25 protein-coding genes are annotated in these 26,125 nt (G+C 45.6%); all 25 read left to right on the top strand.

The window, feature by feature from the left end:
• Positions 1 to 42 precede the first annotated feature (42 nt).
• The 25 genes from FRZ54_RS07480 to FRZ54_RS07600 all read left to right on the top strand — a co-directional run bounded on the left by FRZ54_RS07480 (position 43) and on the right by FRZ54_RS07600 (position 25,953).
• Positions 43 to 1,236 carry a FecR family protein gene (locus tag FRZ54_RS07480; RefSeq protein ID WP_147031010.1) on the top strand — a complete coding sequence of 398 codons (1,194 nt, stop codon included), beginning with the start codon at positions 43 to 45 and terminating at the stop codon, positions 1,234 to 1,236.
• A 205-nt stretch (positions 1,237 to 1,441) separates the two neighbouring features.
• Complete coding sequence (locus FRZ54_RS07485; RefSeq protein WP_187359781.1) at positions 1,442 to 4,801, top strand: SusC/RagA family TonB-linked outer membrane protein; 3,360 nt, start codon at positions 1,442 to 1,444, stop codon at positions 4,799 to 4,801.
• A gap of 10 nt (positions 4,802 to 4,811) precedes the next feature.
• Positions 4,812 to 6,269 (top strand): RagB/SusD family nutrient uptake outer membrane protein, encoded by a 1,458-nt coding sequence (locus FRZ54_RS07490; protein WP_147031012.1) that lies wholly within the window; start codon positions 4,812 to 4,814, stop codon positions 6,267 to 6,269.
• A gap of 23 nt (positions 6,270 to 6,292) precedes the next feature.
• Positions 6,293 to 7,459, top strand: a complete 1,167-nt coding sequence (locus FRZ54_RS07495; protein WP_147031013.1) for a TlpA disulfide reductase family protein — start codon at positions 6,293 to 6,295, stop codon at positions 7,457 to 7,459.
• A gap of 24 nt (positions 7,460 to 7,483) precedes the next feature.
• The gene (locus tag FRZ54_RS07500) at positions 7,484 to 8,257 is read left to right on the top strand and encodes a hypothetical protein (protein ID WP_147031014.1); all 774 of its coding nucleotides are present in this window, start codon (positions 7,484 to 7,486) and stop codon (positions 8,255 to 8,257) included.
• Between the two features lie 33 nt (positions 8,258 to 8,290).
• Positions 8,291 to 9,022, top strand: coding sequence for a hypothetical protein (locus tag FRZ54_RS07505; protein WP_147031015.1), 732 nt, complete (start codon positions 8,291 to 8,293; stop codon positions 9,020 to 9,022).
• A gap of 132 nt (positions 9,023 to 9,154) precedes the next feature.
• Positions 9,155 to 11,950 (top strand): M16 family metallopeptidase, encoded by a 2,796-nt coding sequence (locus FRZ54_RS07510; RefSeq protein ID WP_147031016.1) that lies wholly within the window; start codon positions 9,155 to 9,157, stop codon positions 11,948 to 11,950.
• Between the two features lie 4 nt (positions 11,951 to 11,954).
• Positions 11,955 to 12,389: a GNAT family N-acetyltransferase gene (locus FRZ54_RS07515; protein ID WP_147031017.1), complete on the top strand. Its 435-nt coding sequence runs from the start codon at positions 11,955 to 11,957 to the stop codon at positions 12,387 to 12,389.
• A 288-nt stretch (positions 12,390 to 12,677) separates the two neighbouring features.
• A complete protein-coding gene (locus tag FRZ54_RS07520) occupies positions 12,678 to 13,943 on the top strand; it encodes an aminotransferase class I/II-fold pyridoxal phosphate-dependent enzyme (RefSeq protein WP_147031018.1) in 1,266 nt (421 codons plus the stop codon).
• A 40-nt stretch (positions 13,944 to 13,983) separates the two neighbouring features.
• Complete coding sequence (locus tag FRZ54_RS07525; protein ID WP_187359782.1) at positions 13,984 to 14,586, top strand: TetR/AcrR family transcriptional regulator; 603 nt, start codon at positions 13,984 to 13,986, stop codon at positions 14,584 to 14,586.
• A gap of 346 nt (positions 14,587 to 14,932) precedes the next feature.
• Positions 14,933 to 15,775, top strand: coding sequence for an RteC domain-containing protein (locus tag FRZ54_RS07530; RefSeq protein ID WP_147031020.1), 843 nt, complete (start codon positions 14,933 to 14,935; stop codon positions 15,773 to 15,775).
• A 101-nt stretch (positions 15,776 to 15,876) separates the two neighbouring features.
• Positions 15,877 to 16,398 carry a hypothetical protein gene (locus FRZ54_RS07535; protein WP_147031021.1) on the top strand — a complete coding sequence of 174 codons (522 nt, stop codon included), beginning with the start codon at positions 15,877 to 15,879 and terminating at the stop codon, positions 16,396 to 16,398.
• Complete coding sequence (locus tag FRZ54_RS07540) at positions 16,391 to 16,690, top strand: DUF4134 domain-containing protein (protein ID WP_377026822.1); 300 nt, start codon at positions 16,391 to 16,393, stop codon at positions 16,688 to 16,690. The genes FRZ54_RS07535 and FRZ54_RS07540 overlap by 8 nt, the downstream gene beginning before the upstream one ends.
• Positions 16,687 to 16,998: a DUF4133 domain-containing protein gene (locus FRZ54_RS07545; protein WP_147031023.1), complete on the top strand. Its 312-nt coding sequence runs from the start codon at positions 16,687 to 16,689 to the stop codon at positions 16,996 to 16,998. The genes FRZ54_RS07540 and FRZ54_RS07545 overlap by 4 nt, the downstream gene beginning before the upstream one ends.
• Positions 16,995 to 19,439, top strand: a complete 2,445-nt coding sequence (locus tag FRZ54_RS07550) for a TraG family conjugative transposon ATPase (protein WP_147031024.1) — start codon at positions 16,995 to 16,997, stop codon at positions 19,437 to 19,439. Before FRZ54_RS07545 ends, FRZ54_RS07550 begins: the two co-directional genes overlap by 4 nt.
• Positions 19,436 to 19,813 carry a hypothetical protein gene (locus FRZ54_RS07555; RefSeq protein WP_147031025.1) on the top strand — a complete coding sequence of 126 codons (378 nt, stop codon included), beginning with the start codon at positions 19,436 to 19,438 and terminating at the stop codon, positions 19,811 to 19,813. The genes FRZ54_RS07550 and FRZ54_RS07555 overlap by 4 nt, the downstream gene beginning before the upstream one ends.
• A 10-nt stretch (positions 19,814 to 19,823) precedes the next feature.
• Positions 19,824 to 20,507, top strand: coding sequence for a conjugal transfer protein TraI (locus FRZ54_RS07560; protein WP_147031026.1), 684 nt, complete (start codon positions 19,824 to 19,826; stop codon positions 20,505 to 20,507).
• The gene (locus FRZ54_RS07565) at positions 20,494 to 21,132 is read left to right on the top strand and encodes a hypothetical protein (RefSeq protein WP_147031027.1); all 639 of its coding nucleotides are present in this window, start codon (positions 20,494 to 20,496) and stop codon (positions 21,130 to 21,132) included. Before FRZ54_RS07560 ends, FRZ54_RS07565 begins: the two co-directional genes overlap by 14 nt.
• Complete coding sequence (locus FRZ54_RS07570) at positions 21,119 to 21,751, top strand: TerB family tellurite resistance protein (RefSeq protein ID WP_187359783.1); 633 nt, start codon at positions 21,119 to 21,121, stop codon at positions 21,749 to 21,751. The genes FRZ54_RS07565 and FRZ54_RS07570 overlap by 14 nt, the downstream gene beginning before the upstream one ends.
• A 2-nt stretch (positions 21,752 to 21,753) precedes the next feature.
• Positions 21,754 to 22,839 carry a conjugative transposon protein TraJ gene (gene traJ / locus FRZ54_RS07575; protein ID WP_147031028.1) on the top strand — a complete coding sequence of 362 codons (1,086 nt, stop codon included), beginning with the start codon at positions 21,754 to 21,756 and terminating at the stop codon, positions 22,837 to 22,839.
• Between the two features lie 5 nt (positions 22,840 to 22,844).
• Complete coding sequence (gene traK / locus FRZ54_RS07580; protein ID WP_147031029.1) at positions 22,845 to 23,462, top strand: conjugative transposon protein TraK; 618 nt, start codon at positions 22,845 to 22,847, stop codon at positions 23,460 to 23,462.
• 2 nt (positions 23,463 to 23,464) lie between these two features.
• Positions 23,465 to 23,662 (top strand): hypothetical protein, encoded by a 198-nt coding sequence (locus FRZ54_RS07585; RefSeq protein WP_147031030.1) that lies wholly within the window; start codon positions 23,465 to 23,467, stop codon positions 23,660 to 23,662.
• An 11-nt stretch (positions 23,663 to 23,673) separates the two neighbouring features.
• On the top strand, positions 23,674 to 24,762 hold the full coding sequence (locus tag FRZ54_RS07590) for a conjugative transposon protein TraM (RefSeq protein ID WP_147031031.1): 1,089 nt from the start codon (positions 23,674 to 23,676) through the stop codon (positions 24,760 to 24,762).
• A complete protein-coding gene (locus FRZ54_RS07595; protein ID WP_147031032.1) occupies positions 24,759 to 25,529 on the top strand; it encodes a hypothetical protein in 771 nt (256 codons plus the stop codon). Before FRZ54_RS07590 ends, FRZ54_RS07595 begins: the two co-directional genes overlap by 4 nt.
• A 52-nt stretch (positions 25,530 to 25,581) precedes the next feature.
• The gene (locus FRZ54_RS07600; protein WP_147031033.1) at positions 25,582 to 25,953 is read left to right on the top strand and encodes a hypothetical protein; all 372 of its coding nucleotides are present in this window, start codon (positions 25,582 to 25,584) and stop codon (positions 25,951 to 25,953) included.
• The last annotated feature ends 172 nt before the right edge of the window (positions 25,954 to 26,125 follow it).

Consider the following 26,125-nt stretch of genomic DNA (forward strand, 5'->3'; position numbering starts at 1 on the left):
CTTTGCTTGCACTTCCTGTCTTTACTATAAACGGGGATAAAAATGAACGAGCAGGAAATCCGGGAATTTTTAGAAAAACTGGCTTCAGGTAATTATACCAATGAAGAATACCAGGCTTTTGTTCATTGGGCGGAGCATTGCAGCCGGGAAGAATACGAGCAGATGATTGGTCATTGGGAACAGTTAGCTAACGCGGCCGAACTTTACGATGATATTGATCCTGCTTTAATTGCCAGCATCGAGCGCGGCCTTGACCAAATCGATGAAAGAAAAGACGAGCAGATCGTTCCGTTATATCCTGACAAGAAAATTCGCCTGTGGCCACGCATCGCCGCTGCTGCGTCCATTATTCTTGCTATATCCGTGGGAGGCTATTTCGTTTTGCACAAAAAACAAGCCCCTGAACAGCTTACAAAGGCAGAAGCGGTAAATATCAAACCCGGAAGTCAAAAGGCTATACTTAAGCTGGCGGACGGCAAACAAATTGCATTGAATGAAGCACCTGTTGGCACGTTAGCCAAGCAAGACGGTGCAACGGTTATTAAAGCCGCAGACGGTCAGGTTATTTACAACGGCCAAAACTCGGCGACCCCAACCAACGACACCTATAATACCATCACAACCCAAAGGGGCGGCTATTACCCATTGAAGATGGCTGATGGAACTGTTGCCATTCTGGACGCCGCTTCCTCTATAAAATACCCGGTGACTTTTAATGGTAAGGAAAGAATCGTCGAGATTACCGGGCAGGTCTATTTCGAGGTTGCACATGATGCCGGTAAGCCGTTTAAGGTTATGGTTAAAGGCCAGACAATAGAAGACATCGGAACTGAATTTAACATCAATGCCTATGACGATGAGATGTATATCAGCACAACCCTGGTCAATGGTAGTGTTAGGGTCATGCGGCAACAGAAGTCCATTGTACTCGTTCCAGGCCAAGAGGCTTTGGTAGATATAAAGAAAAACACACTGGATGTTCGAACAGCGGATGTTGAAGACATTATAGCCTGGAAAAAAGGGCAAACGTCCTTCAAAAATGGCGATATACATGAGATCATGCGCGAGGTTTCACGTTGGTATGACGTAGATGTTCAATACCAGGGCGATATACCCGATCGGAAATTTATGGGCGGTATTTCAAGAAATGCTAACCTCTCTGATTTACTGAAAATATTGGAATTTAATAACATCCATTTTACGGTGGAAGGCAAGAAAATAACGATAAAACCTTAATAGGATTTAAACTATGTATGATTAAACTAAAGAGGCCTATGGTGAAATAAAGATTCGCTCAATGGGTGATCCCATAAAAAAAGCCGGAAGTGCTACCAACACCACCGGCAGATGCTTGGGTTAACCTTTCTTCGACCGCTCGATGGCGTGCGAGGATAAAAAATCTTGCGACAGATTATCTCTATTAACCCAAACAACCAAAAGTATGAATTTTTATACGCTCTTCAACCCTGTGCGTAAAAAACGGGGGCGATTATTCAAAGTCCTTCTTGTCATGAAACTTGTTATTATTCTTATTACGGTAGCATGTCTCCAGGTTTCCGCAAGGGTTTTGGCACAAAAAGTCACCTTGGATGTAAAGGACGCACCTTTGGAACAGGTGTTCAATGACATCAAAAGGCAAACAGGTTACATTTTCTTTTATGAAAGTAACGTGCTGAATGGTACATCAAGGGTTAGCATAAATGTTAAGAATGCTGACCTCCGCGACGTATTAGATTTATGTTTTAAAGGACAACCATTGGTCTACACCATTGCGGGAAATACTATTGGAATAAAAAAAAGAGAAATCCCGCCCCTGGTTCAAGAAAAGCCGCAACAGTCAAAAGATGTGACGGGACGTATTTCCAATAAGGCAGGGGAACCTTTGGCTGGTGCGACAGTAACTATTAAACGTACTAAAAGCGGGACGTTAGCCGATGCAAATGGTAGTTTTACAGTACGCGGGGTGAGCAGCACTGATACCCTGATCTTTAGTTTCATAGGCTACAGTTCCCTATCAGTTCGGGTAGGCAATGAGACTGTTTTTAAAGTGACACTGGAAGAAACAAGCAATAAGCTCGACCAGGTAGTAGTACGGGCTTATGGGCAGACTACGCAGCGTTTAGCCACAGGAAATATAGCGCGTGTAACAGCGGAAGAAATAGGAAAGCAACCAATAATGAACCCTTTATTGGCATTGCAAGGACAGGTACCCGGTTTGGAAATTACAACGAATAGCGGCTACCTCAGCGGACCGGTAAAAGTAGAGTTGAGAGGAAGAAACTCCATTACTAATAATACTATTTCCGACCCGCTCTATATTATTGATGGGGTGCCTTTAACTGTGGTGAACGTCGGAGGGTCTTTTTATGGTTCCGGCTCTTCTGGGTTTATTCAAAATGGCATGGCCGGTCCAGCAGGTGGTCAAAGTGCCCTGTTCAGTTTAGAGCCAGCGGATATTGAGTCCATTGAAGTATTAAAAGATGGCGACGCCACGGCAATATATGGTTCTCGAGCAGCAAATGGAGTAATTCTTATAACTACCAAAAAGGGTAAAGCTGGTAAGACCCAGTTTAGTGTGAATGCAACAGAAGGTTTAAGTGAAGTGACTCGGCATTGGGATATGCTGAATACACAGCAATATCTTCAAATGCGCCAAGAAGCATTTAAGAACGATGGGGTTACACCAACAGTCGGAAATGCCCCAGACTTGCTTGTATGGGATACCAACCGTTATACTGACTGGCAAAAATTTTTATGGGGGAATACAGGGAAATCGACGGATGTGCAGACCAGTCTTTCTGGCGGGGACGCCTTAACCGTCTTCCGGATTGCGGCAGGTTATCATCGGGTGACTGAGATTACCACCACTAGTGGTGCAAATGAGAATACCAGTGTTTCTTTTAACCTCTCGCATCATACCCGCAATCAAAAATTCTCAGTGTCCTTTACCACTAATTATTCCTATTCAAACGTAAATATGATAAGTATCCCTAACGGTGCGGCTATCTTACCTCCTGACGCGCCGTCAGTTTACGACGGTAGTGGCAATCTCAATTACGCCGAATGGGATGCTAAAGTCGGCTCTTTCCCATTTGGGAATCTATTGCAACCCTATGATAGCAAAACCAATTTTCTTACTACAAATTTGACATTAAACTACAATATCTTGAAAGGATTTGTGATACGGACAAGTATGGGATATAATAATGCACAGGCTACCCAGACTTCCTTTATTCCAATAGCTTCACTAGATCCTGCCAGTAATCCAACAGGATCGTCCAGTTTTGGAAATAATAGCAACCATAACTTGATTGTTGAACCCCAGTTGGAATATAACGGTATTATTGGCAGGGGTAAACTAAATATCCTTCTTGGAGGATCCTATCAAAAAAACACCACGGATGGACTTCAAGTGAATGGAATAGGTTACACAAATGATGCATTGTTAAGAACAATTACCAATGCTCCACATGTGATTTCAAATGATAATTATGGAGAATACAAGTATGTAGCAGCCTTTGGTCGGCTCGGTTACAATTGGGATAATAAATATATTTTGAACCTTAATGCAAGGAGAGATGGAGCTTCAAGTTTTGGCCCCGGCAATCAATTTGGTAATTTCGGGTCTTTAGGAGCCGCTTGGATACTCAGCGAAGAGGGTTTCATAAAAAGATTTCTGCCTTCTTTTATCAGTTTTTTTAAGTTACGCGGCAGTTACGGTACCACCGGCGGGGATATAGGGAATAGCTATGCGTATCTTAGCCGCTGGTCAGGTAATAACCTGTATACCTATAATGGGGTTTCTCCTTTGGTACCTTTACAACATGCTAACACTGACTATCATTGGCAGGTTAACCGAAAATTAGAAGGGGCGCTCGACTTGGGGTTTTTAAAAGACAGGATCAACCTAAATATTGCCTACTATCGTGATCGTTGTGATAATCAACTGGTGAATTTCCCCACTGCCGAATTTACTGGCTTTACTAGCGTGATTGCTAATTCCCCTGCTAATGTGGAAAATACGGGTTGGGAATTTTTGGTATCTGCAAACATTATTGATGCGAAGAATTTCCACTGGTCAATGAATTTTAATACCGGGTTCAACCAAAATAAGCTCCTTTCGTATCCGAATTTGGCATTGTCGCCTTATGCAAATCAATACAGGATAGGACAACCTTTGAATATAAGTTGGGCTTTGCATATGACCGGAGTTGATCCTCAGACGGGTCAGTATACCTACAAAGATAGGAATCATGACGGGTTAATAACACTTGATTATTCTATTCCGCCAGGAACTGGTGATGATGACCAGTATCCTATCGTTCTTACCCCTAAGTTTACTGGAGGATTAACCAATAGTTTTAGCTATAAGAGGTGGAATATGAGTTTTCTCTTGTATTTCAAAAAACAGATCGGACTTAACGCTTTCTTAGCCAGTCAACTCCCGGGCTCAATGCATAATCAATCAGTGTATGTTTTTCAAAACAGTTGGCAAAAGCCTGGCGATATTACCGGTGTCGCCAGATTGACTACCATATCCGCAACATCAGACAGTTATCTTGGTAGTTCAGACGGTATATATACAGATGCCTCTTTTATACGAGTTTCCAACCTGTCGGTCTCTTATAACCTGCCAGACGTAATTGGCAAAAAATTGGGATTGACAGGCCTAAACATATTCTTGCATACGAATAATCTGTTTACCATTACCAAATACAAGGGCATTGATCCTGATGTACAGAATTTTGGCGGATTGCCCCCAGCGAAAACTATCGTGATAGGCATTAATTGTAACTTCTAAAAAACGCATTATGAAATCACATAAAGAAATTAAGAACTGGTTGAGGATTACAAAATGGAGTTTTGCGATTCTCCCATTTATCTTTGCCGCTTGCAAAAAAATGGTGTCTGTTCCTGAACCTGTCGATTCTATTACAACAAAAGAAGTATTTGCAACCGATGCCCAAGCTAATTCTGCGATAGCAGGGATTTACACCCAGATGATAAACCCGCCGACTACGAGCATTGTTTTTAGCAATGGAGCGACAACCCTTTATCCCGGACTGTCAGCCGATGAACTTATCGATTTTTATGGCCCGGCAGATGACGGATATTTTGATTCCAACTCTATACAAGTTGCAAAATTTGGTTACGGATATGTTAATAATTTCATTTGGACCCCTGCTTACTCTAATATTTACGGGGCAAATGCGATTATTGAAGGCATAGCAAGTTCTACTTCAGGTGCGCTTCATGATAACGTAAAAAAGGAATTGACAGGTGAAGCAAAATTCATTCGCGCCTTTTGTTATTTCTATCTCACGAACATGTTTGGCGACGTTCCGTTAGCACTAACCGTAGATTTTAATAGGACCGCCTTGATGTACCGTACACCTCAAGCCCAGATATACAATCAAATTATTCAAGATCTTAAAGATGCACAAACTGCGTTACCGGATGATTATTCTGCAGGTTTGGGAGAAAGAGTCCGCCCCAATAAATGGGCTGCCACGGCTCTTTTAGCCAGAGTGTATCTCTTTAAAGGTGATTGGGCAGATGCTGAGTTGCAAGCAAGTGCAGTAATCAATAATAGTTCCCTTTTTAGTTTAGAACCTATGGTCGGAAATGTTTTCAATACCAATAGTAAAGAAGCAATTTGGCAATTAAAACAAAATAATATTGCTTCCCCATATAATGGGACTGTCGATGCGCAGACTTTTATTCCTTATGACAGCAACACTGCTCCTATATATATTCTTACGAATTCATTGCTGAATTCCTTTGAGACTGGGGACTTAAGAAGAAAAATATGGGTGGACAGCACTAATTATGGTGGTTCAACTTATTATTTCCCTTACAAATATACCTTAGCTCCCAGCAATATTCAACCGGGTGGTAACATTCCTCAGTACTACATGATGCTGCGCCAGGCAGAACAGTACCTGATAAGGGCTGAAGCCAGAGTGCAGTTGGGAGAAAATAACGCATTGGATGATTTGAATTCGATAAGGAACAGGGCGGGTCTTACGAGCTATTCAGGTACAACTGATAAGACTTCAATATTGAATGCAATTTATCATGAGCGCCAGGTTGAACTTTTTGCAGAATGGGGGCACCGCTGGTTCGATCTGAAAAGAACAGGTCAGGCCAACACAGTATTAGGTGCAATTCCTTTGAAGCAACCTTGGTCATCCAATTCTCTTTTATACCCAATTCCCAAAACTGAATTAATAACGGATCCCAATTTAAGACAGAATCCAGGCTATTGAAATATGAATTAGAAATCAAAAACATGAATAATATAAAAATTATAATACTGCTGTGTCTTGTATTCAATCAATTTTTTGCCTCAATAGGATGGGCACAAGAAAAGCACGGCTTTACCATTACCGGAAAAATAAAGGGGCTGAAAGAAGGGGAAACGGTCAAATTAACGTTTGAGGATACATGGCCGATTTGGGGCAACGGCTGGACCAAACCGGTTGCCTCGGCTTTGGTCAAAAATGGAAAATTTACCATTCGCGGATATCTTCCTGATGGTCCCAGATTGGCTGAATTAGAATTTTCCCGTACTAACGCTGATATGAAGCAGCCTTTCCCTCCATTTTTAATGGATAATGAAAATATCGTTATCCACGGCAGAGTTAGAGCAAAGATTCTGCCGTCTCAGTCAATAATTATTGAGGGCAGTCGATCCAATGAGGAAAGGAAAAAATTGTTCCCTTACTTTGACATTTGGCGACAGGGGCTGCGTGATCGGTTGACTGATACTTTACAAAAATTGAATGGTCTTTTAGGCTATAATAAGGATTTTATGGCAGGAATTGAACGGCTTAAACTGGAGCAGTTGGCCCAGGTAAAACGTGGACTGGTTCAAAATTCTTCTGGTCAGGCTGCAGTTCCATATTATGTTATGCAGTGTTTTGACGCTGTAGGACATGATTCAATTGTATCGTTATTATATGACAGACTAGATGAGCATATTAAAACCAGCTATTATGGAAAACTCATGCAAAATAGGTTGTATTTATGCGAAGGGCAACCAGCGCCCAATTTTACTTCATTTACGCCGGAGGGCAAATCTGTATCACTAAAAGATGTAACAGCTAAAAATAAACTCACTATCCTTGATTTTTGGGGTTCCGGTTGCATTCCATGCAGAAATGAGTTTAAGGAATATACTGTCGCCTTGTATAATGAATTTCACAACAAAGGATTGGAAATCATAGCTGTTTCCTGGGATAAAAATGAAAAGAGCTGGAAAAAGGCAATTACCGACGATCAGCAACCCTGGATAAATGTCTCCAGTCTGAAAGGATTTGGTGATTCGGTATACAGCTCATACAAGATCATACATACACCTCAGAATGTGGTCATCGATCAACAAGGGAAGATCGTTGCCTGGAATATTTCGGGTTTGGAACTGCATTGGTTCGTGGATAAATATCTTAATAAATAATCGTCATTTAAATCGTTAACAATAATGAGAACCAGGATAGGCAACATCATTTCAATAATCATTCTTTTTTTAACCATCTCCCGACTTTCGGCAAATGCAGCAAAATCATCTTTCAATATACTTACCCTGCCGGATACCGGGAAAATAGCGTCAGTTTTAGTATTAACCGATTGCGGACATCAACTGGAAAGTATTGAGTTTTTCAAAGCAAACGGTAAAGGGTTTTCAGTAGCTTGTGGTGTTTATCAAGTTTCCGGTTATAGGACTATTATACCGGACACCTTAACCGGGCCTGTCCTTTGCCAGCTGGAATTCAAATATACGGATTGGAAACCCATAAATAATACGATTGCATTATTTCTTGTTCCGGGTGAAAATATTACCGTTAAAGTGACTTCATCCGCCTTGTCGCAGGAATATTCTATTGAAGGACCGGTGCTCACTATGGATTATCAAACTCGGCTACTTGCCCCGGTGCAGCGGTATAATACCCAGATCAATCAAATAAATGCTAAATTGCGAAGTACAGGAGCAGATACCGTGTTGCTCAAAAAAGAAATGAATCAAGCCATAGCAGGCTGTTTCAATGTCCCCAGGCAATATATTCTCTCAAATCCGCATTCATTACTCTGCATGACCGCCCTGCGGATGATGGGGAACGGCGACCCCACGCTTAAGGAGCCCGTAAGTGAACTGGATACCCTGTTTCATTCCCTTTCTTCGGAGATTCAAAATAGTGATGAAGGGAAAGACTTTGGTGAAAGGCTGAGAAAATATTTTCAAACAACAGGAAAATGAATCACAATTTAAATGTTTCAAAAAACTTTAAACATGAAAAATAGACTTATCAGGCATATACCGCTATTGCTGCTGATGGCAGCTTTAGCCTGCAAAAAAGATAATACCGCACCTACTGCCACTTCGGCCCTGACCATTGTTAACAGCGTGGTCGGCAGCGCAGGTTTGGTAACCAATTTTGACAGCCGGACTACGCTAAAATATTACAGCACCGCCCAACAGATCGGCTATGGCTCTTTCCAGGAATTCGGCAGTTATACCGGCAACGTGCCTTTGGCTCTTTCGGACATCAGTGATACAACTCATACGGTGTATGATAACCCGTTGAACCTGCCTTTACATAGCATCAGCACACTTTTCCTGACTGGAACACTAGCTTCGCCTGAAAGTTTCCTGACCACGGATAATCTGCCCTATCACCTGGCGGCAGATAGTTCATTAAGTGTCCGTTTTGCGAACATTTCGCCCGGCAGCAACCCAATGAGTGTTAATATTCAAGGAAGCGCCGATGGTTCGGAAGTAGCTAGTCTGGCCTATAAAAGTGTCACGGCGTTTAAAAACTATTCAGCCAAAGGAAATATCAACAGCTATACCTTTGAGTTTCACGATGCCACAACCGGCAATTTAATAGCAAGTTATACAATGAATGGAATTAATGATGGGGTGGTCAACACTAATCAAAATCGGTTTCGCTGGAAGAATTTCACCATTGCTCTGTATGACATTCCTGGTAACCAACATGTTCTTTTAATTAACAATTATTAGATGCTTTTGGATCGTGTTCCCATGAAGTGGAGTATCGCGCACAGGTAAAATAAAATCAAATCAAATAATTCAGCTAGCTTTTTCTGCAAAGCAGGGCCACGCCTTTACCAAAAATTCTAACAAAACCTATAGATGAGAAAACTAATTTTAGTACTGCTTAATGCCGTGATCGTTGCCATAACTGTAAAAGCGCAAGTATTACGTATCGACCCTGCTGTTCGAAGAGGTACTTTACCAAATGGCTTTACTTATTATATTCGGCATAACGAAGAACCCAAAGACAGGGTTGTTATGTACCTTGTGAACAAGGTGGGTTCTGTGCTAGAAGACAATGACCAACGAGGTCTGGCACACTTCATGGAACACATGGAATTTAACGGTACGGCAAATTTCCCGCATAATGCGCTAATCGATTACCTGCAAAAAGCGGGTGTGCGTTTTGGTGCTGACATTAATGCTTACACCAACTTTGATGAAACAGTTTACCAGCTGCCCTTGCCATCTGACAAACCGGGTTTGGTTGATACTGGCTTAATGATCATGCGGGATTGGGCGCAAAATGCCATGCTTGATTCTGGTGAAATTAATAAGGAACGTGGTGTCGTGTTGGAGGAAAAGCGCCTGGGCAAAGGCGCTGCCGAACGGATGCAAAGACTGTACTGGCCAGTACTGCTCAATAATTCCCGTTACGCTGTACGTATGCCAATCGGTAACGATACCGTGTTGAATGGTTTTAAGCGGCCGGTGATTGCCAGTTTCTATAACGACTGGTACCGGCCCGACCTGCAGGCGCTGATTGTAGTCGGCGACGTTAACGTGAACACCATAGAACAAGACATAAAACGGATGTTCGCTGGCCTGAAAAAACCGTCGCACGAAAAAGCGAGGATCAAATACCAGGTGCCGCTTGACGGGAAGAACCGCTTTGTCGCAGTTACAGATAAAGAAATGACGGTGGCGGCTGCCGACATCATCTTCAAACATCCTGAACAACCGTTAAAAACCGAGACCGATTACAGGAAGTACCTGATCAAAAATCTGTATAATCAAATGCTGGCTAAACGTATTGATCAATTATCAAGGCAGGCAACGCCGCCTTTTTTGCAGGGCGGAGCAAGCATCGGCGGGTTTATCGGAGGGCTGAGCATGTTCGATGTGTCCGTTGTCGCCAAACCAGGCGAACTCGAAAACGGAGTTAAGGCAGTTTGGCGGGAGATCGAAAGAGTTAAGCAATTCGGGTTCACTCAGGGGGAGCTGGATCGTACGAAAGCTGCTTATCTGAATAATGTAGAATCCCAATGGAAAGAAAAAGCAAAAACGAATTCAGAAAGTTTCGTAAGGGAATACCAGAATTATTTCTTGAAGGATATCGCCGCTCCCGGTATTGATAAAGAGCGTGAGTTGGTGAAAACTTTTCTCCCGGCGATCTTCCTGGCTGATGTAAACGCTTTATCAGCAGCAAATATCACCTGTCATGACCGAACAATACTGTTGCTTGCACCTGACAAGGAGAAAGAAGTATTGCCTTCAGAAGTAGTTTTTACTAGCTGGATAAATACTGTTCAGGCAGAAAAGCTAACTCCATACCAGGATGACATCAGTAACAAACTTTTGCTGGCGCAGCAACCGGTTCTCGGGAAAATAGTAGAGGAGCAGAAAGACAGCGCCACCGGCACTTATAGCTACCTGCTGAGCAACCATGTTCGGGTGATATTAAAACCAACGGATTTTAAAAACGATGAGATTATTTTTACTGGGATCAAGCCTGGTGGAACCTCCACGGCCACTGATGCAGCTTACGAAAGTGCTGCCCTGTCCGCCGACCTGGTGAATTCCAGCGGGGCGGGGAACTACAATGAAACGGAGCTCGAAAATTATTTGGCTGATAAACAAACGAATGTCATCCCATTCATGCAGCCGGAAAGTGAAGGCGTGAATGGCAACACCACGCCTAAAAATCTTGAAAATGCACTCGCTTTAACTTACGCTTACATTACCGAGCCGAGAAAGGATAAGGAAATATTCGATGGTATAGTCACGAAAAGCATAGCCGCATTGGCAAACCGTTCAAGTGATCCCAATAGTTTGTTCAGCGATTCGGTAAGAGCGATTTTATACAACAAAAACGTCCGGAAGGCAGGCCCAAGTCTCGAAAAAATAAAACAGCTTAATCTGGATACAGCGATTACCTTTTATGAAAACCGGTTCCGCAACGTAAATGGAATGACCTTTGTTTTCGTCGGCGCCATTGACACCACTACGATTAAACCGTTGCTGGAAAAATACCTGGGCGGCTTACCCTCGCATGAGAACATAGAAGACGCTAAGGATCTCGGTATTCACATACGGGAGGGCATTGTCAACAAAAATGTCTATAAGGGCACCGAACCGCGTTCCACCGTTTTACTGGTGTATTCAGGTTTAATGGAGTACAACCCGCAAAATGTAGTTCGGCTGGATGCCCTAAAAGAAACGCTCGAAATTCGTTTGTTGGAGCGTTTGCGGGAGGAGGAGAGTGGTGTCTATAGCCCTGGCGTTTTTGTTAGCTCATCAAAATATCCGCAAGGTCGGTACAGTTTTGTAGTTCAATTCGGCTGTGCGCCACAAAACGCCGATAAACTTATCGCCTCGGTACAGGACGAAATTGACAAGTTGAAACAAAGTGGGCCCTTGCCGCAAAACCTGGAAAAATGGCGGGCGGAGGATCGAAACAGCCGGGAAACAGCACTCAAAACCAATGGTTTTTGGCTGCGGTATTTAAGCGGACAGGTAGAGAATAAGGAATCGATTAGTAAGCTAAACGACTATACGAAAATAAGAGATAAGATTTCCGTGGCCGATATACAGAATGCAGCAATGACTTATCTGAGCGGACTCAATTATATCCGTTTAGTTTTATTACCGGAAAGCAAATTGACAAGTAGATAAGTAAATGACAATAAGAAATGCTACGTATCATGATGCCCCCGCAATCAAAGCCTTGCTAAAAGTCTTGGGTTATGAATCCCGGATGAGCATGCTTATTCATCAATTGGAAACCATGTTTGATAAAAACGATCACCAGGTATTTGTTTGCGAGCGGCGAGGGGAAATTGTTGGATTTGCATCTGTTCATTTTTTACCACAATTGGCATTTGACGGCGGGGTTGCTATCATCAGTTACCTGTCGGTTGATGACTCGCTAAAGGGCCAGGGTGTTGACAAGGCGCTTGAACGATACATTAGTGAACAGGCCATATTAAAAAAGTGCGAACGGATACAGGTCCATTTATCCGAATGGAGAGCCGCCGAACAAAAGTTTTACGAGCAGCAGGGTTACCAGGAATACCCGAAGTATTTTACAAAGAGATTGGTTTATGCTGAATAGCCCTTAATGACGCTTACCAGGAGCACATTCTTAAAAAAGTAAATTGGTTATGGGGCCGTCTGGTCGGCCCCAATTTTTTAAAAAGCGATGATTAAGATACTCGTTGTTCTTTATATTTCAGTTAATAGTTGACTGGTTTAGTTGATTATGTGAAGCGTGTCCCGGTTGAGTCTGGGAGCGCTTTTTTAGTTTATATTTTATTAAATAAAAGTTAAAAATCTTATCAGATGTGACCACTGCCAACCTGGTTTCTCAGGTAATTTTAAGCTCAACCAATTATAGAAATCTATGAGTTTAAATTTAGAAAAAGCAAGTTTTAAGGACTTCGAGAACATGGAGGGGAAGAGCCCCTTCGAATGGGCCGAAGCGTTTGACCGGTATGTACAAAACTGGAGCGGACGCGGCCATTGGAATTATTACCAGGAAGGGGTGTCCGGCTGTATGCCTGAAGTGGAGTTGAACTTGCCTGGGCAACCGCGGACGCGTTTTGTTTCGTTGGTCTCAAATGATTACCTGGGTTTTACGCAGCACCCTGCGGTTAAGGCGGCGGCAATTGCCGGCATCGAAAAGTATGGTGCGGGCAGCGCCGCATCACCTGCGATCGGTGGTCATATGGGTTATCACCGCCAGATCGAGGATAAGATTGCCAGGTTTTTCAGGCATGAAAGTGCGATGCTGTACACAACCGGCTATACGGCTAATAGTGCGACGATGCAAGCGTTGCTAAAACGTGAAGATCTTGCGATCCTGGATATGGCTGTTCATGCCAGCATGTATGAAGGCTGTCAGTTAACTAATGTGAAAGTTTTTCCGCATAACAATATGGAAAAACTGGAAAGAATATTATCCGATTCGCAGGGACATTATCGTACCCGGATGGTGATCGTGGACGGCGTCTACTCACAGCCGGGCGATATAGCCAAGCTGGACGAGGTGGTAAAATTGGCGAAGCATTACGGCGCTTACGTGGCGATGGATGATGCACATGGTGTTGGTGTTGTAGGAAACACGGGGCGCGGCGCGATTGAATTGTACGATCTGTTTGGCTGGGTGGACATCATCACAGGCACCTTCAGCAAAACTTTTGGTCATTTGGGGGGCTATGTGGTTGCCGATCCAAAACTGGTTGGGTTTTTAAAATTCCAGGCGCGGCAGCATATTTTTTCGGTAGCGATGACGCCGGCTTCTTGCTGTATCCTCAAAAGTGTCGACCTCATTGATGAGGAACCATGGTGGAAGGAAAGATTATGGACTAATATCAATTACCTGAGAACAGGGCTTTTAACAATGGGCTTTGATTTAGGCAATACGCAATCCGCCATCATTCCGGTGATGACCGGGGACCCGAATCTAAACGCGGAGGCCTGTAGCCTTTTGCTCCAAGCAGGTATTTATGCCAATCAGATCGGCTATCCTGCAGTACCGCGCAAAAACGCCCGGATTAGAATGAGTATCACGGCTGCACACACACTGGAACATATGGACAAAATCTTAAACGCCTGGGATTGGGTGGGCCGCAAACTCAATTTGAATAAATACCCTATTAAAACATAAAGAAAGGAGAAAAATGCACAGAAAAAATAAAGATGAAACAATGAAAAGATTGATAGAAGCAGTTGGTCAAATATTAAAAGACAAAGGTTATACCGGCTTAGGTGTAAATAAAATCGCATTTCAAGCCGGAGTAAGCAAAGAACTGATCTATCGGTACTTTGACAGTTTAAATAATTTGCTGAAGGCCTATATCAGCGGCAAAGACTACTGGCAGCCGCTATTAACGGAACTCAGCGTTGCGGCTATTGAAAAGCCTCCGGATATGCTGCAATTATTCGTCACGTTATTGCAGGATCAGTTTCGCTTCTTTTACGAGGAAAAGGAAATGCAGAAGTTTATTCTCTGGCAGATCAGCGAACTCAATGTTCTGATGCGAAGCATTTCTGAAAACCGGGAAAGTGAGGGCGCAAAACTCCTGAATTTAACGGATGAACATTTCAGGGATTCCGGTATCAATTTCAGACCGATCGTCGCTTTGTTACTCGGCGGGATTTATTACGTGATCCTTCACGCTGAAAATAATAGAAGTACGGTAGCCGGAGTTGATGCCAACCTAGAGAAGGACAGGGAAGAACTATTGATTGCGATTGAGCAAATCCTTACCTGGGCATGGGAAAAGGCGGCAGAGAATAAAAACAAATAAGCTATTTACCTATATTTACAAACGAAATCAAAATGAAAAATAAAGAACAGAAAGTAACTTAAAAATATATTAAATCACAGCGTCACTACACTTCTCGCAATAGAAAACTGGTAATTTTTAATGCAAACGAGAACAAGTGCGACGCCTGCCAAAGCGCGGGGTTGCATGTTCTGTTTGCAGGGTATACCAGTACCTCTATTGCAGTACACACCCGCGCCTTTTTGACCATTCCCGGTCAGCGATTTCTTTCAAAGCATATTAAACAATAAAGCAGCCTTTTTTCAGGGCTTAGCCACTGCTTTGGCTTTTGAGGACCGGTTTTTATTCACTAAAAATTGGATACGTGATGATTTTAAGATATAGCGAAAAACTTTATGAGGACTTGGAAAGTGCGTTAGGGATGCTCAAACTGAAGGAGAAGCACCGTTTCAAAAGGCTTGAAGAATCAATTGCCGTTTGCAGGCAATACTTTATCAAACTGCGTGATTTCTGCAAGACAAATCCGGCAGGCAATAAAGAGGATCAAATTAGTTTTTTTAAGAGCGTAAAACCCAAATTCAAATCCCTGCTCATCTTTCACCAGGCGGTACTTAACATGGAAGCACGGAAACCCGTTGGCAACAAGGAGGCACTAACGGCCTACTACCTGGACGAGCTGAAGATGCTGACTTACTTCTTTGAATGCAACATGGATTTCTACAAATATGTCCGTAACGGCGCTGTTTATCTGGACGAGCAGTACTTTCTTCCCGGCATCTACGACCCGCTGTTAGGGTCTGATGAGAATGTGCTGGACGGCGACCCCGCATTTACGACCAGCCACGATAGCAAGCTGGCTCAGCTCATGGCTAATGAACTGATGCTGATTTACCTGGAGAAAGCGGTGCTGGAACTGAATCACAGAGAAGGGACAGACCTGTCTTCTTTTATCGAAGAAGAAATGGTGGTTTGGACACAGACCAACACAGCCTTAGGGGAACTCATTTATGGATTGAAAGAAACAAAGGCATTGAACCAGGGAAAACTTTCCGTTGCCCGGATCACCGCCTATCTCGAAAAGGTGTTTCATGCAGATGTCGGTAATATCTCGGATACCTGGAATTATATCTGCGGCCGGGCCAATAAAACCATCTACTTAGATGAGATGAAAAAAGCGGTGCTGGAAAGAATGGTCGCCAAGCTAAGGTAAAACACACTTTGACATCGGTGTAGGTCGGAGATTCCGGGATTTTTTGCTGATCAGATTTGTTCCGGCAGCGCAATGGAGCGCTGCTGAAAACAGATTTTTTTATGCATTACTATTTCACCTGGGGGCAGTTCGGCCTGACATTGGCCGCGGCCCTGCTGATCTATTACCTCATCGTCGCCGTCTGCTGTTACCGGCGAGAATTGCGCGATTTTTTTACAGGACGACTCAGACAGCCTGCTCCACAATCCGAAACACGGAATAGCTACAGCGTGATGGGAGAAGTAAAGGAGGATGACGCAGAAATGAGCCTGGTAAGCAGCAGGGACCTCGACTTCGCCGGGCCGGAACAGGCAGCTATCCGTGATAGAAACAAGGTCCTGTTGTTAGGTAGCCTGGCGGATTTTATGCATGAGCTCAAAACACTGGTTAGGATCACGATAGAGTCAGAAGATACCAAAGAGGGTTTTCTTTCCCTGTTCGGCCTGGTAGCTGGCAAATACGGCCAGTTGATGGATGGCTCATTTAATGAATCCATTATCAGCTACGTGCGGGACAGCGGACTCCCTTTTCAAGTTAGTGCAAACGAATTGGAACAAATATTAAACGATTTAAATGATGAATAAGAAAGATTTTTTATTACTGGTCAGCCTGGTGCTGATTGCTGTAAGTGGCTATGCGCAGGACGGAAACGCTGGCATCCAGCAAGCTACGACTTTGGTGCAGGGATATTTCAGTACAGGCTGCACGCTGATGTACGCGATCGGTGCGGTGGTGGGTATCGTTGGCGCGGTGAAAGTTTACCAGAAATGGAACGCCGGTGAGCCGGACACGGGTAAAGTAGCTGCTGCCTGGTTTGGCAGTTGCATTTTTTTAGTAGTCGTAGCGACCGTCATCAAATCCTTCTTTGGCTTATGAGCAGCGTCTATCACATCAACAAGGGCATCAACAAAAGCATAGAGTTTCGGGGTCTGCGGGCCCAATACATCAGTTACCTCGCCGCCGCCTTGGTCATTTTACTCATCCTTTTTGTCATCCTGTACGTGACCGGGGTTAACCGGTACGCCTGCCTGGTATTGGTCTTCGGATCGGGCACCGCCCTGGTCATGGGCATCTTCCGGCTCAGTTATAAATACGGCCAGTACGGTTTGATGAAAAGAAGCGCCAAAAGGCGGCTTCCGGACTATGTCAAATTTCGTTCACGAAAAATATTTATGCACTTATGATCCCTATCGAAAAAATTATGCCGATTTATAAGATCGAGAATAACTGTTTGCTCTCTGCGCAGGGTGACATCACGGTCGCCTACCGGGCTGCGCTCCCGGATATTTTTACCCTGTCCAATGCTGACTACGAGAATGCGCATCAATCCTGGCTGAGGGCCATTAGGGTACTGCCCAAACATAGTGTGATGCATAAACAAGATGTGTTCATCCGTAGCCATTATGCAGGAGCGCGGCAGGAAAGACAAAGCTTTTTATCATGTTGCGCGGATCATTATTTCGAGGGCCGACCCTACCTGGATCATACTTGCTACATCTTTCTGACCAAAAAAGCGGAGGATCGCAAGACTGCCAGCAGTGCTTATTCCGGGCTGATGCGAAAAAACATCGTGCCGAAGCAGACCATTGATCAGAGGCTCTTCGCGGAGTTTATGGAAAAAGTGGGCCAGTTTGCCGGCATCCTGTCAGGCAGCGGTTTGATCAGCTTGCAGCGGCTGGACGATGACGAACTGGCCGGAACGATGCAGCAGCCGGGTGTCCTGGAGCAATACTGTTTCCTATTGGGCAAGGATGAAAAGCCGGTCCTAAAAGATGTGCACTTAAAGGACCGGATACAGGTTGGCGAGCTCCATGGACAATTATTTACGCTTTCGGATGCTGAAAATCTGCCATCGCTCTGCGGCAGCAGGATCGATTATGATAAATACAGCACCGATCATACCAAATTCCCGGTAGGTTTTGCAGCAGGGCTCGGCTTGTTGCTGGATTGTAACCATATCTACAACCAGTACATTTTTATCGGCGACGCAGCCAAGACGATGAAGCTGCTGGAAGCCAAAAAACGGCGCTTACAGTCCCTTTCAACCTATAGCCGTGAAAACGCCATTGCCAGGGATGCGACAAATGATTTTCTGAATGAAGCTATCGGCCAGGGACGCTTGCCTGTTAAGGCGCATTTTAATGTACTGGCCTGGACGGACCGGCAGAACGGCTTACAGAACATCAAAAACCAGGTGGGCTCAGCCATGGCACTGATCGGCGCCATCGCCAAACAGGAGACCGACGGAGCGCCGCAGATCTGGTGGGCGGGCATTCCCGGCAATGCTGCCGATTTTCCCATGAATGATACCTTCGATACATTTCTGGAGCAGGCCACTTGTTTCCTGAACATGGAAAGCAATTACCGCAGCGATCCGCCGCAAAGCGGTATCCGGTTTTGTGACCGGCTTAGTCATAAACCGGTTTACGTTGACCTGTATGACCGGCCGCGACAGCAGGGAATTACCTCTAACATGGGTACGTTGGTTTGTGGCACTTCGGGCGGTGGTAAGTCGGTAACCGTTAATCATATCCTGCAAACATTGCATGACCAGGAGGCGCATTGCGTGATCATCGATATTGGCGGCAGCTATAAAGGTTTGTGTGAATTGGTTAAGGGATACTATTTCACTTATGAAGAGACCAACCCGATCCGGTTCAATCCTTTCCATCTGCCCGAAGGCCATCTGCTGGATACTGAAAAGAAAGAAAGTCTGAAAGCCTTGCTGGTTGCGCTCTGGAAACAGGAAAACGACAGCTTCAACCGCAGCGAATATGTGGCCTTGTCCAACGCTTTACAGGGTTATTACCAGCATGTAGAAAAAGACAACGCCATTTTTCCCTGCTTCAACACTTTCTATGAGTACCTCGAAAAACAGTACACCGAGGTGTTAAAGGGGCACCGGGTCAAGGACCGTGATTTTGACCTAGATAATTTTATGTATGTTCTGCGGCCCTATTACCGGGGCGGTGAGTTTGACTACCTGCTGAACGCGACGGGGAACCTCGATCTGCTGAACCAGCCATTCGTGGTGATCGAACTGGATAACCTGAAGGATCACCCGGTTTTATTCCCGGTGGTGACGCTGATCATTATGGAGATGTTTATTTCTAAAATGCGTAAGCTGAAGGGCATTCGTAAAGTGCTGTGCATCGACGAAGCCTGGAAGGCGATTTCGAAAGCCGGCATGGCCTCATTTGTTCAGTATGCCTTTAAGACTATCCGCAAATTCAACGGCGTACCCATGGTGATTTCCCAGGAAGTGGACGACCTGATCAGTTCATCGATAATCAAGGATGCTATCATCAATAATGCCGACATCAAAATACTGATGGACATGCGGAAATTCCAATACAAGTTCGACAAAGTGCAGGATGCACTGGGTTTGTCCGATAAAGCCAAAACGATCCTGTTATCCGTCAATAAGGATGAGCGGGAGATATACATAGACATCGGCGGGCAGATCATCAAAGTATACAAGAATGAGCTCTGCCCCGAAGAACTCTACGCTTTTACAACCGAAGGCAAAGAGCGGGTAAGGGTTCAGGAATATGCCGCAAAATACGGCAGTATGGAAAAGGGGATAACCGCATTAGTAAATGAATTTAAAAACAATCGATCATGAGAACAGCAATAAAGATCATGCTGCTGCCCATAGGCTTATGGGCAGCTTGCAGCAACAAACAACAAGTAAGGGATTTCATCCCCGGCACTTATGTCAATCAGGCGCAGAGCGCGTACAGCATCGCCAGCGATACGCTGCTGCTGATCCCGGATGAACACGCCGGTAACCTCTACCAGGTTGTACGCGGAACGGGCTTTCAGCGGATCAGGGATGGCAAACTGCAGCCAAAAGAATATAAGGTCAAAACATTCAGCGGCGTTTGGGACGAGGCTAAACAAATATTGCAGATCACCCAGGATGGGAGCATTTTGGTCTTTCAGCCGGATGCGCAAACGCTGACCGTTGGCACCGCTGTTTATCACAAACTAAAATAAAGGAGGGCTTATGAGATTTTTCAAAGTTGTATTGCCCCTCAGCATGGCAGTGATCCTCATTACCTTGCCGGATAAGAAGGCCGATGCCCAGTTTGTCATCGGCCAGGTATTGAACCAAACGGTAGGCAGGATCATCCGCGCAATCGACCTGGGGGTGCAGAAGGCACAGAACAAAACAATCTGGCTTCAGAATGCCCAAAAGGTCATCGAAAACCAGCTGAACCAACTCAAGCTTTCCCAGATCGCAGGCGTCAGCCAGCAACAAACCGACTTGTTCACGAAGTATTACCATGAATTGTATACCGTAAAGGAGATCATTACCAACTATGAGCAGGTAAGGAACATCACGCTGGAGCAGGAAGCGTTGGTCAGGGAATACCAAAGCGGATGGAGCCTGACCAGGCAGGACAAGCATTTCAGCGCGGAGGAACTGAAATATATCGCTTCGGTTTACACCGGCATATTAAAGGCAAGCGTCAATAACCTCGACCAGCTTCTGGTACTGGTCAATTCCTTTAAAACCCAAATGTCGGACGGCAGGCGGATGGAACTGATCAATGCAACTTCCCGCCGCGTCGATGAAAATTATAATGACCTGAAAGAATTTAATAACCAGAATATCATCCTCAGCCTCGAACGGGCGCATGATGAAGATGATATTCAAAGCACGAAAAACCTCTATGGCATCAATTAAAAAGCTAGTCCTAAGCGCATTGCTTTCGGCTTTAAGCCTTCAGCTTTTTGCTCAATCTTTCAGCTTCGGTGACCTGTTTAACCAGGCCGCGAAACAGAAGCAATACTACTTGCAGCAGATCGCAGCTTATCAAGTGTTCCAATCGGAACTGAAAATGGGTTATAACGTGATGCGGCATGGGTTGAACGGTATCGCCGCAATTAATACAGCCGAACTGAATGCGCATGACGCTTATTACCAATCCTTGCGGCAACCCGGAACAGCGATCAAAAACAGTACGCAGGTGCAGGACATCATCCAATGGCAAGCGGAGATCATCAGCAGCTTCAGCCAGCCTTTTATCGGCCTAACCGCCAATGAGCAAACTTATATCAGCCTGGTACAAACCAACTTGCTCAAAGACTGCGGCGAGGATATGGCCGATCTGCAAAACTTACTACGGGCAGGCACCCTGCAAATGACCGACGATGAGCGCTTCCGGTGGCTAACCAGGCTTCATGCCGATATGCAGGACAAATACCAATTCACGCAAAGCTTTTGCGGTTCCGCCCGGCTGTTGGCAGCGCAAAGGCAACGGGACACGAATGCCAAACAATCTTTAAGAAACTTATATGAAACGAATTAAGCAAATCATAGCAGCCGCGACACTGCTGCTGTTAACTGCCACTGCAACAAAAAGCAGAGCCCAGACCACCGATATGGTGCAGCTGATCCTGGACATCGAAAAACTGACCCAGCTAAAATGCATCCTGAGCGATATGAAAACAGGCTATGACCTCATTAACGGCGGGTATAACCAGGTCAAAAGTATCGCGCAGGGCAATTTTAACCTGCATCAGACCTTTTTAAACGGACTACTGGCGGTCAGCCCGGCGGTCGCCAAATACGGCCGGGTGGCCGACATTGTGTTGGAACAGGGTTATATCGTTGCCGAATACACGCGCACCTTCAGCCAGGCCAAGCAAAGCGGCAGGTTCAGCGCGGACGAGATCGCCTACCTGGGCAATGTATACACCACGCTGTTACAGCAAAGTTTATTGAACCTCAGCAGGCTGGCGGATATTTTAACCACAGGAAAGCTGCGGATGTCAGATGATGAACGGTTGCGGGCAATTGACCATATCTATGCCGACACGGACGACAAGCTGACCTTTCTGCGGCACTTCGACCAGCAGGCGACCATCCTGGCCGTGCAGCGGAAAAATGAGCAGAACGAGATACGGGGCATTCAAAATCTCTATTGATCATGGAAAGTTTAACCGGCCTTCAGGCCACTTTAGAACAGGTCTATAACCAGATGCTGCCGCTGTGCGGCAGCCTGATCGGCGCTGCCCAGGGCATTGCAGGCTTTGCCGCACTCTGGTATATTGCTGCAAGGGTATGGCGGCAGATCGCCGCCGCAGAACCCATCGATTTTTATCCCTTATTGCGGCCTTTCGCTTTAGGTCTGGCCATTATGTTGTTTCCGGGCGTAATCGCGGTGATGAACGGCGTTTTACAGCCGGTGGTAGCAGCTACCAATAATATGGTACAGGACAGCAACGCCGCTATAGCCACCCTGTTGCAGCAAAAGACGCTGGCCGAACAAAAGACCCCCGCTTACCAGATGTTTGTCGGCACGGATGGGGAAGGCGACCGCGACAAATGGTATAAATACACACACCCGGATGACCCGACCGACAGCCACGAAGGCATGATCGGCAGCGTCGGCAATGACATCAAATTCGCCATGGCCAAAGCCTCTTACAATTTCAGGAACAGTATCAAGGAATGGATGTCGGAAATTTTAGAGGTGCTTTACGAAGCGGCTGCATTGTGCATCAACACCATTCGCACTTTTCAGCTGATCGTGCTGGCAATTTTAGGGCCCTTGGTTTTCGGCATTGCCGTTTTCGACGGTTTCCAGCATACACTGACCGTCTGGATGGCCCGGTATGTCAATGTATTCCTCTGGCTGCCCGTCGCCAATATCTTTGGAAGCATTATCGGCAAGGTGCAGCAAAACATGCTGCAACTGGATATCGCGCAGATACAAAGCACGGGCGATACCTTTTTCAGCAGCACTGACACGGCTTACCTGATCTTCCTGCTGATCGGCATTGTCGGTTATTTTACCGTCCCGACCACCGCGAATTACATCGTCCATGCCGGAGGCGGTAACAGCTTGCTCCAGAAGATCAACAGCCTCGTTAGCAGCAGTACCCGTACAGTCGTTTCAGCAGGTGGCGGCTTTGCCGCCGATGCTTTCGGCAACCAGCGCGAGAATGTCACCCAGAGCTATGCCGTCAACAGTGAGTCCGAAGGTTATTTCAAAGACAAATTAAAAAATTAGAGTTTATGTTCACCCATCTTAAAAACATCGATACCGCTTTTAAACACATCAAAGTGTTTAGCTGCCTGCTAATCCTCGCCTGCGCAGGTATATCCTGCTTCGCAGTGTATAAAAGCTACCAGTCCTCCGCCGACTTTAAAAACCACATCTATATCCTCGCAAATGGTAAGGCATTGGAGGCGTTCGCAGCAGACCGCAAAAGCAACATCCCGGTAGAAGCCCGCGACCATATCAACGTGTTCCACCAGGACTTTTTTACGCTTGATCCGGATGATAAACAAATACAAGCGACGATAACCAAAGCCCTGTACCTGGCGGACGGAAGCGCCAAAACGCAGTATGATAATTTAAAGGAGTCCGGTTTTTACGCCAACCTCATTTCCGGCAATGTCAGCCAGCAGCTAACGGTCGACAGCATTCAATTGGACATGAATCAATACCCGTTTGCGTTCAAATGCTTCGCTACCGAAAAACTCACCCGGACAAGCTCTACCGTAACACGCAGCCTGATTACACAGGGCTACCTGCGTAATGTAAGCCGCTCCGACAACAATCCCCACGGCTTCCTGATCGAAAAATGGCAGATCCTGGAAAACAATGACTTGGTCACCAAAGCGCAATAGCCATGAAAGGATCAAATACAGATGTTTTGGCTGGCAGGATCGCCAGCCGGATCATCCACAGGAAAACCCAGCTGGCAAATTATCTGAACCGGAAAACGCAGTATTGGAACAAGCCTTCCAAACTCATCGCCCTGTTCCTTTTCTGCCTGTTGTTCGGCAGCCTTTGCCTGTACTTAATTATTAAAGCATTTCATAATTAAAAACTAATACAATGAATCATACCATTCAATTTAAACGGACCAGGAAGCTGTTGCTTTTCCTGCCTTTACTGATCGTACCCTTGCTCTCCTTTGCTTTCTGGAAATTAAATAGCAGCAATCCATCAACCAATGACCAAACGAAGAGCCAGGGATTAAACACCCGACTGCCGGATGCGAAATTTGACAAGCATGCCAAAACCCCTGACAAAATGAGCTTTTACCAGCAAGCGGTACAGGACTCGGGCAAAGCCAGGTTGTCAGATGGCAACCCCCTGCTGCAAAAATTCGGCTTTAAACCAAAGTCTGCCGGTGGTGCAGTTCCCAATCCGCTTTTAGCCAATAATACCGATCCCAATGTCGGCCGCATTAACCAGAAACTGGCGGAGATCAACCGGCAGATCAGCCAGCCCCAGCCGGTTAACCTCCCTTCGGGCAATGGCGCAGATAACATCGCGCACGATAAATCCTTCAGTCAGCAGGTCAGCAAACTGGAGACCATGATGAAAACCATGAACAGCGGCCAGCAGCCAGACCCTCAAATGCAGCAACTCTCCGGTATGCTGGACAAGATACAGGCCATACAACGCCCGGAAACGACAAAATCCAAACCGGCCGAATCCTCAGTTGATACACCTTTTAAAGCTACTCCCGCTATAGTCGACGGCAATCAAAGAATATTGCAAGGGGGCGTCGTCAGATTACGGCTAACCGATACCATCAGGGTCAAAGGTGCGCTAGTCAGCAAAGGGCAATTACTCTTCGGTTCCTGTAACATCACCAACCAGCGTTTGCTCCTGGATATCAAAAATATCCGCCTCGGACACTCCATTATCCCCGTCAGCCTCACCGTTTTCAGCCTCGACGGTTTGCCCGGCATCCCTGCGCCCGAAGCGGAACTCACCGGTGCTGCGGGTGAAGGGGCAAACAATGCTTTACAGGACATGCAATTGCTGAGCATGGACCAAAGCCTGGCCACACAAGCCGCCAGCGCCGGCATCGACGCCGCGAAAGGCCTGCTGAGCAAAAAAGTACGAAGGGTGAAGGTCCGGCTGAAGAACGGCTTCCCCATTCTCTTACGCAATAACCAAGGAAAACCATGAATACAGAAAATTTAGAGTATCTCAAAAAGAACCTGCTGAACCTGGGGTTTGGCGAAAAGGTCAACGATGAAATGGAAAAGCTGATCCGGGCCAAAGTGCCCGAATTTAACCTGACCGCCGAGCAGACCTATAACAATAAGAAGGTGGACTACACCCTCCATTTTAAAGCCGGTGAGCAGAACGATATGTATTTCTTCAATCGCTACGAAGCGACCCTCAAGAATGAAGCTGACCCGACCAAAGACCGGGCGCAAACCCTGTACATCAATCGTGGTCACGGTATTACCGCAAAGGAAGCTTTCAACCTGCTCGAAGGAAGATCAGTTGAGAAGAAGCTTTATAACAAGGAAAACGAGCCCTACACCGCCTGGCTGAAACTGGATTTTAAGGAAAAGGATGACTACGGTAATCACATGCTGAACAAATTCAGCGAAGGTTATGGTTATAACCTGGAAAAGACCTTAGCCCAATACCCGATAAAGGAACTCAATAACAACCAGCAAAAAGAAGAGCTTATGCGGTCGTTACGTAAAGGTAACGCCCAGCAGGTCATCATTGAAAAAGACGGTCATGCCCAGAAATATTACCTGGTTGCGGAACCTCAGTACAAACAGATCAACATCTATGACAGCCAGATGAAAAGCGTTAAACGCGAATCACTCCGGCTGGATAACAGCAACGAGCAAAGTCAAAGCAAGAAGCAAAGCCAGAAAAACGGGCAGGAGGAAAGTTCAAGAAAACAATCCCGGAAACAGCCAGTACACTAAATTTAATACGAAGCCCCGCAAGGGGCTTTTTCATAAACAGCAAAAGGTGATTTTGGCTGATCCCGCAGGCGGGCCGGGCTATGCGTTACAATCTGCTTCGCAGGATTTTCACTGCTATCCCTATCAGGGCTTTTCTCAAACCGTAGCAAGCCCGCATACAAACCGCTTTACTCATTCGTTCCGCAAAGCTCCGCTCATTCACGCAGCAGTTTTTCCGCTGCACGGCAAGAGCCTGCCTGCCGTATGCCCCCGCTTACCTGAATTTGACAGCACGTTGCCGCTTAGCCAGGCAAATTCCTTGTCCGGGAGGCAGGCACTTGCCTTCGCCCCCAATGCCGCTTTGCGTGGACCGTTTAATTGCAGACAGAGGCATTCCCTTTTTCAAAAGAAGGAAAAAAAGGCAGCTAAGGTTGTGCCTCTATAACGAATGAACACATAAGGTCATCCAAAAGACTACGGCATAATGGCGCAGGTGTTTATTCTTTGGTGCGCCACCCTGCGGGACTTATTCCGTTTCCTTTTGGCTTTAACGAGGCAACCTTTTTTGGCTTTCTTTTTTTCCTTTTTCTTTTGAAAAAAGGCTTTTCAGGGAAAGG

This window comes from Mucilaginibacter ginsenosidivorans (assembly GCF_007971025.1).
GTDB lineage: Bacteria > Bacteroidota > Bacteroidia > Sphingobacteriales > Sphingobacteriaceae > Mucilaginibacter > Mucilaginibacter ginsenosidivorans.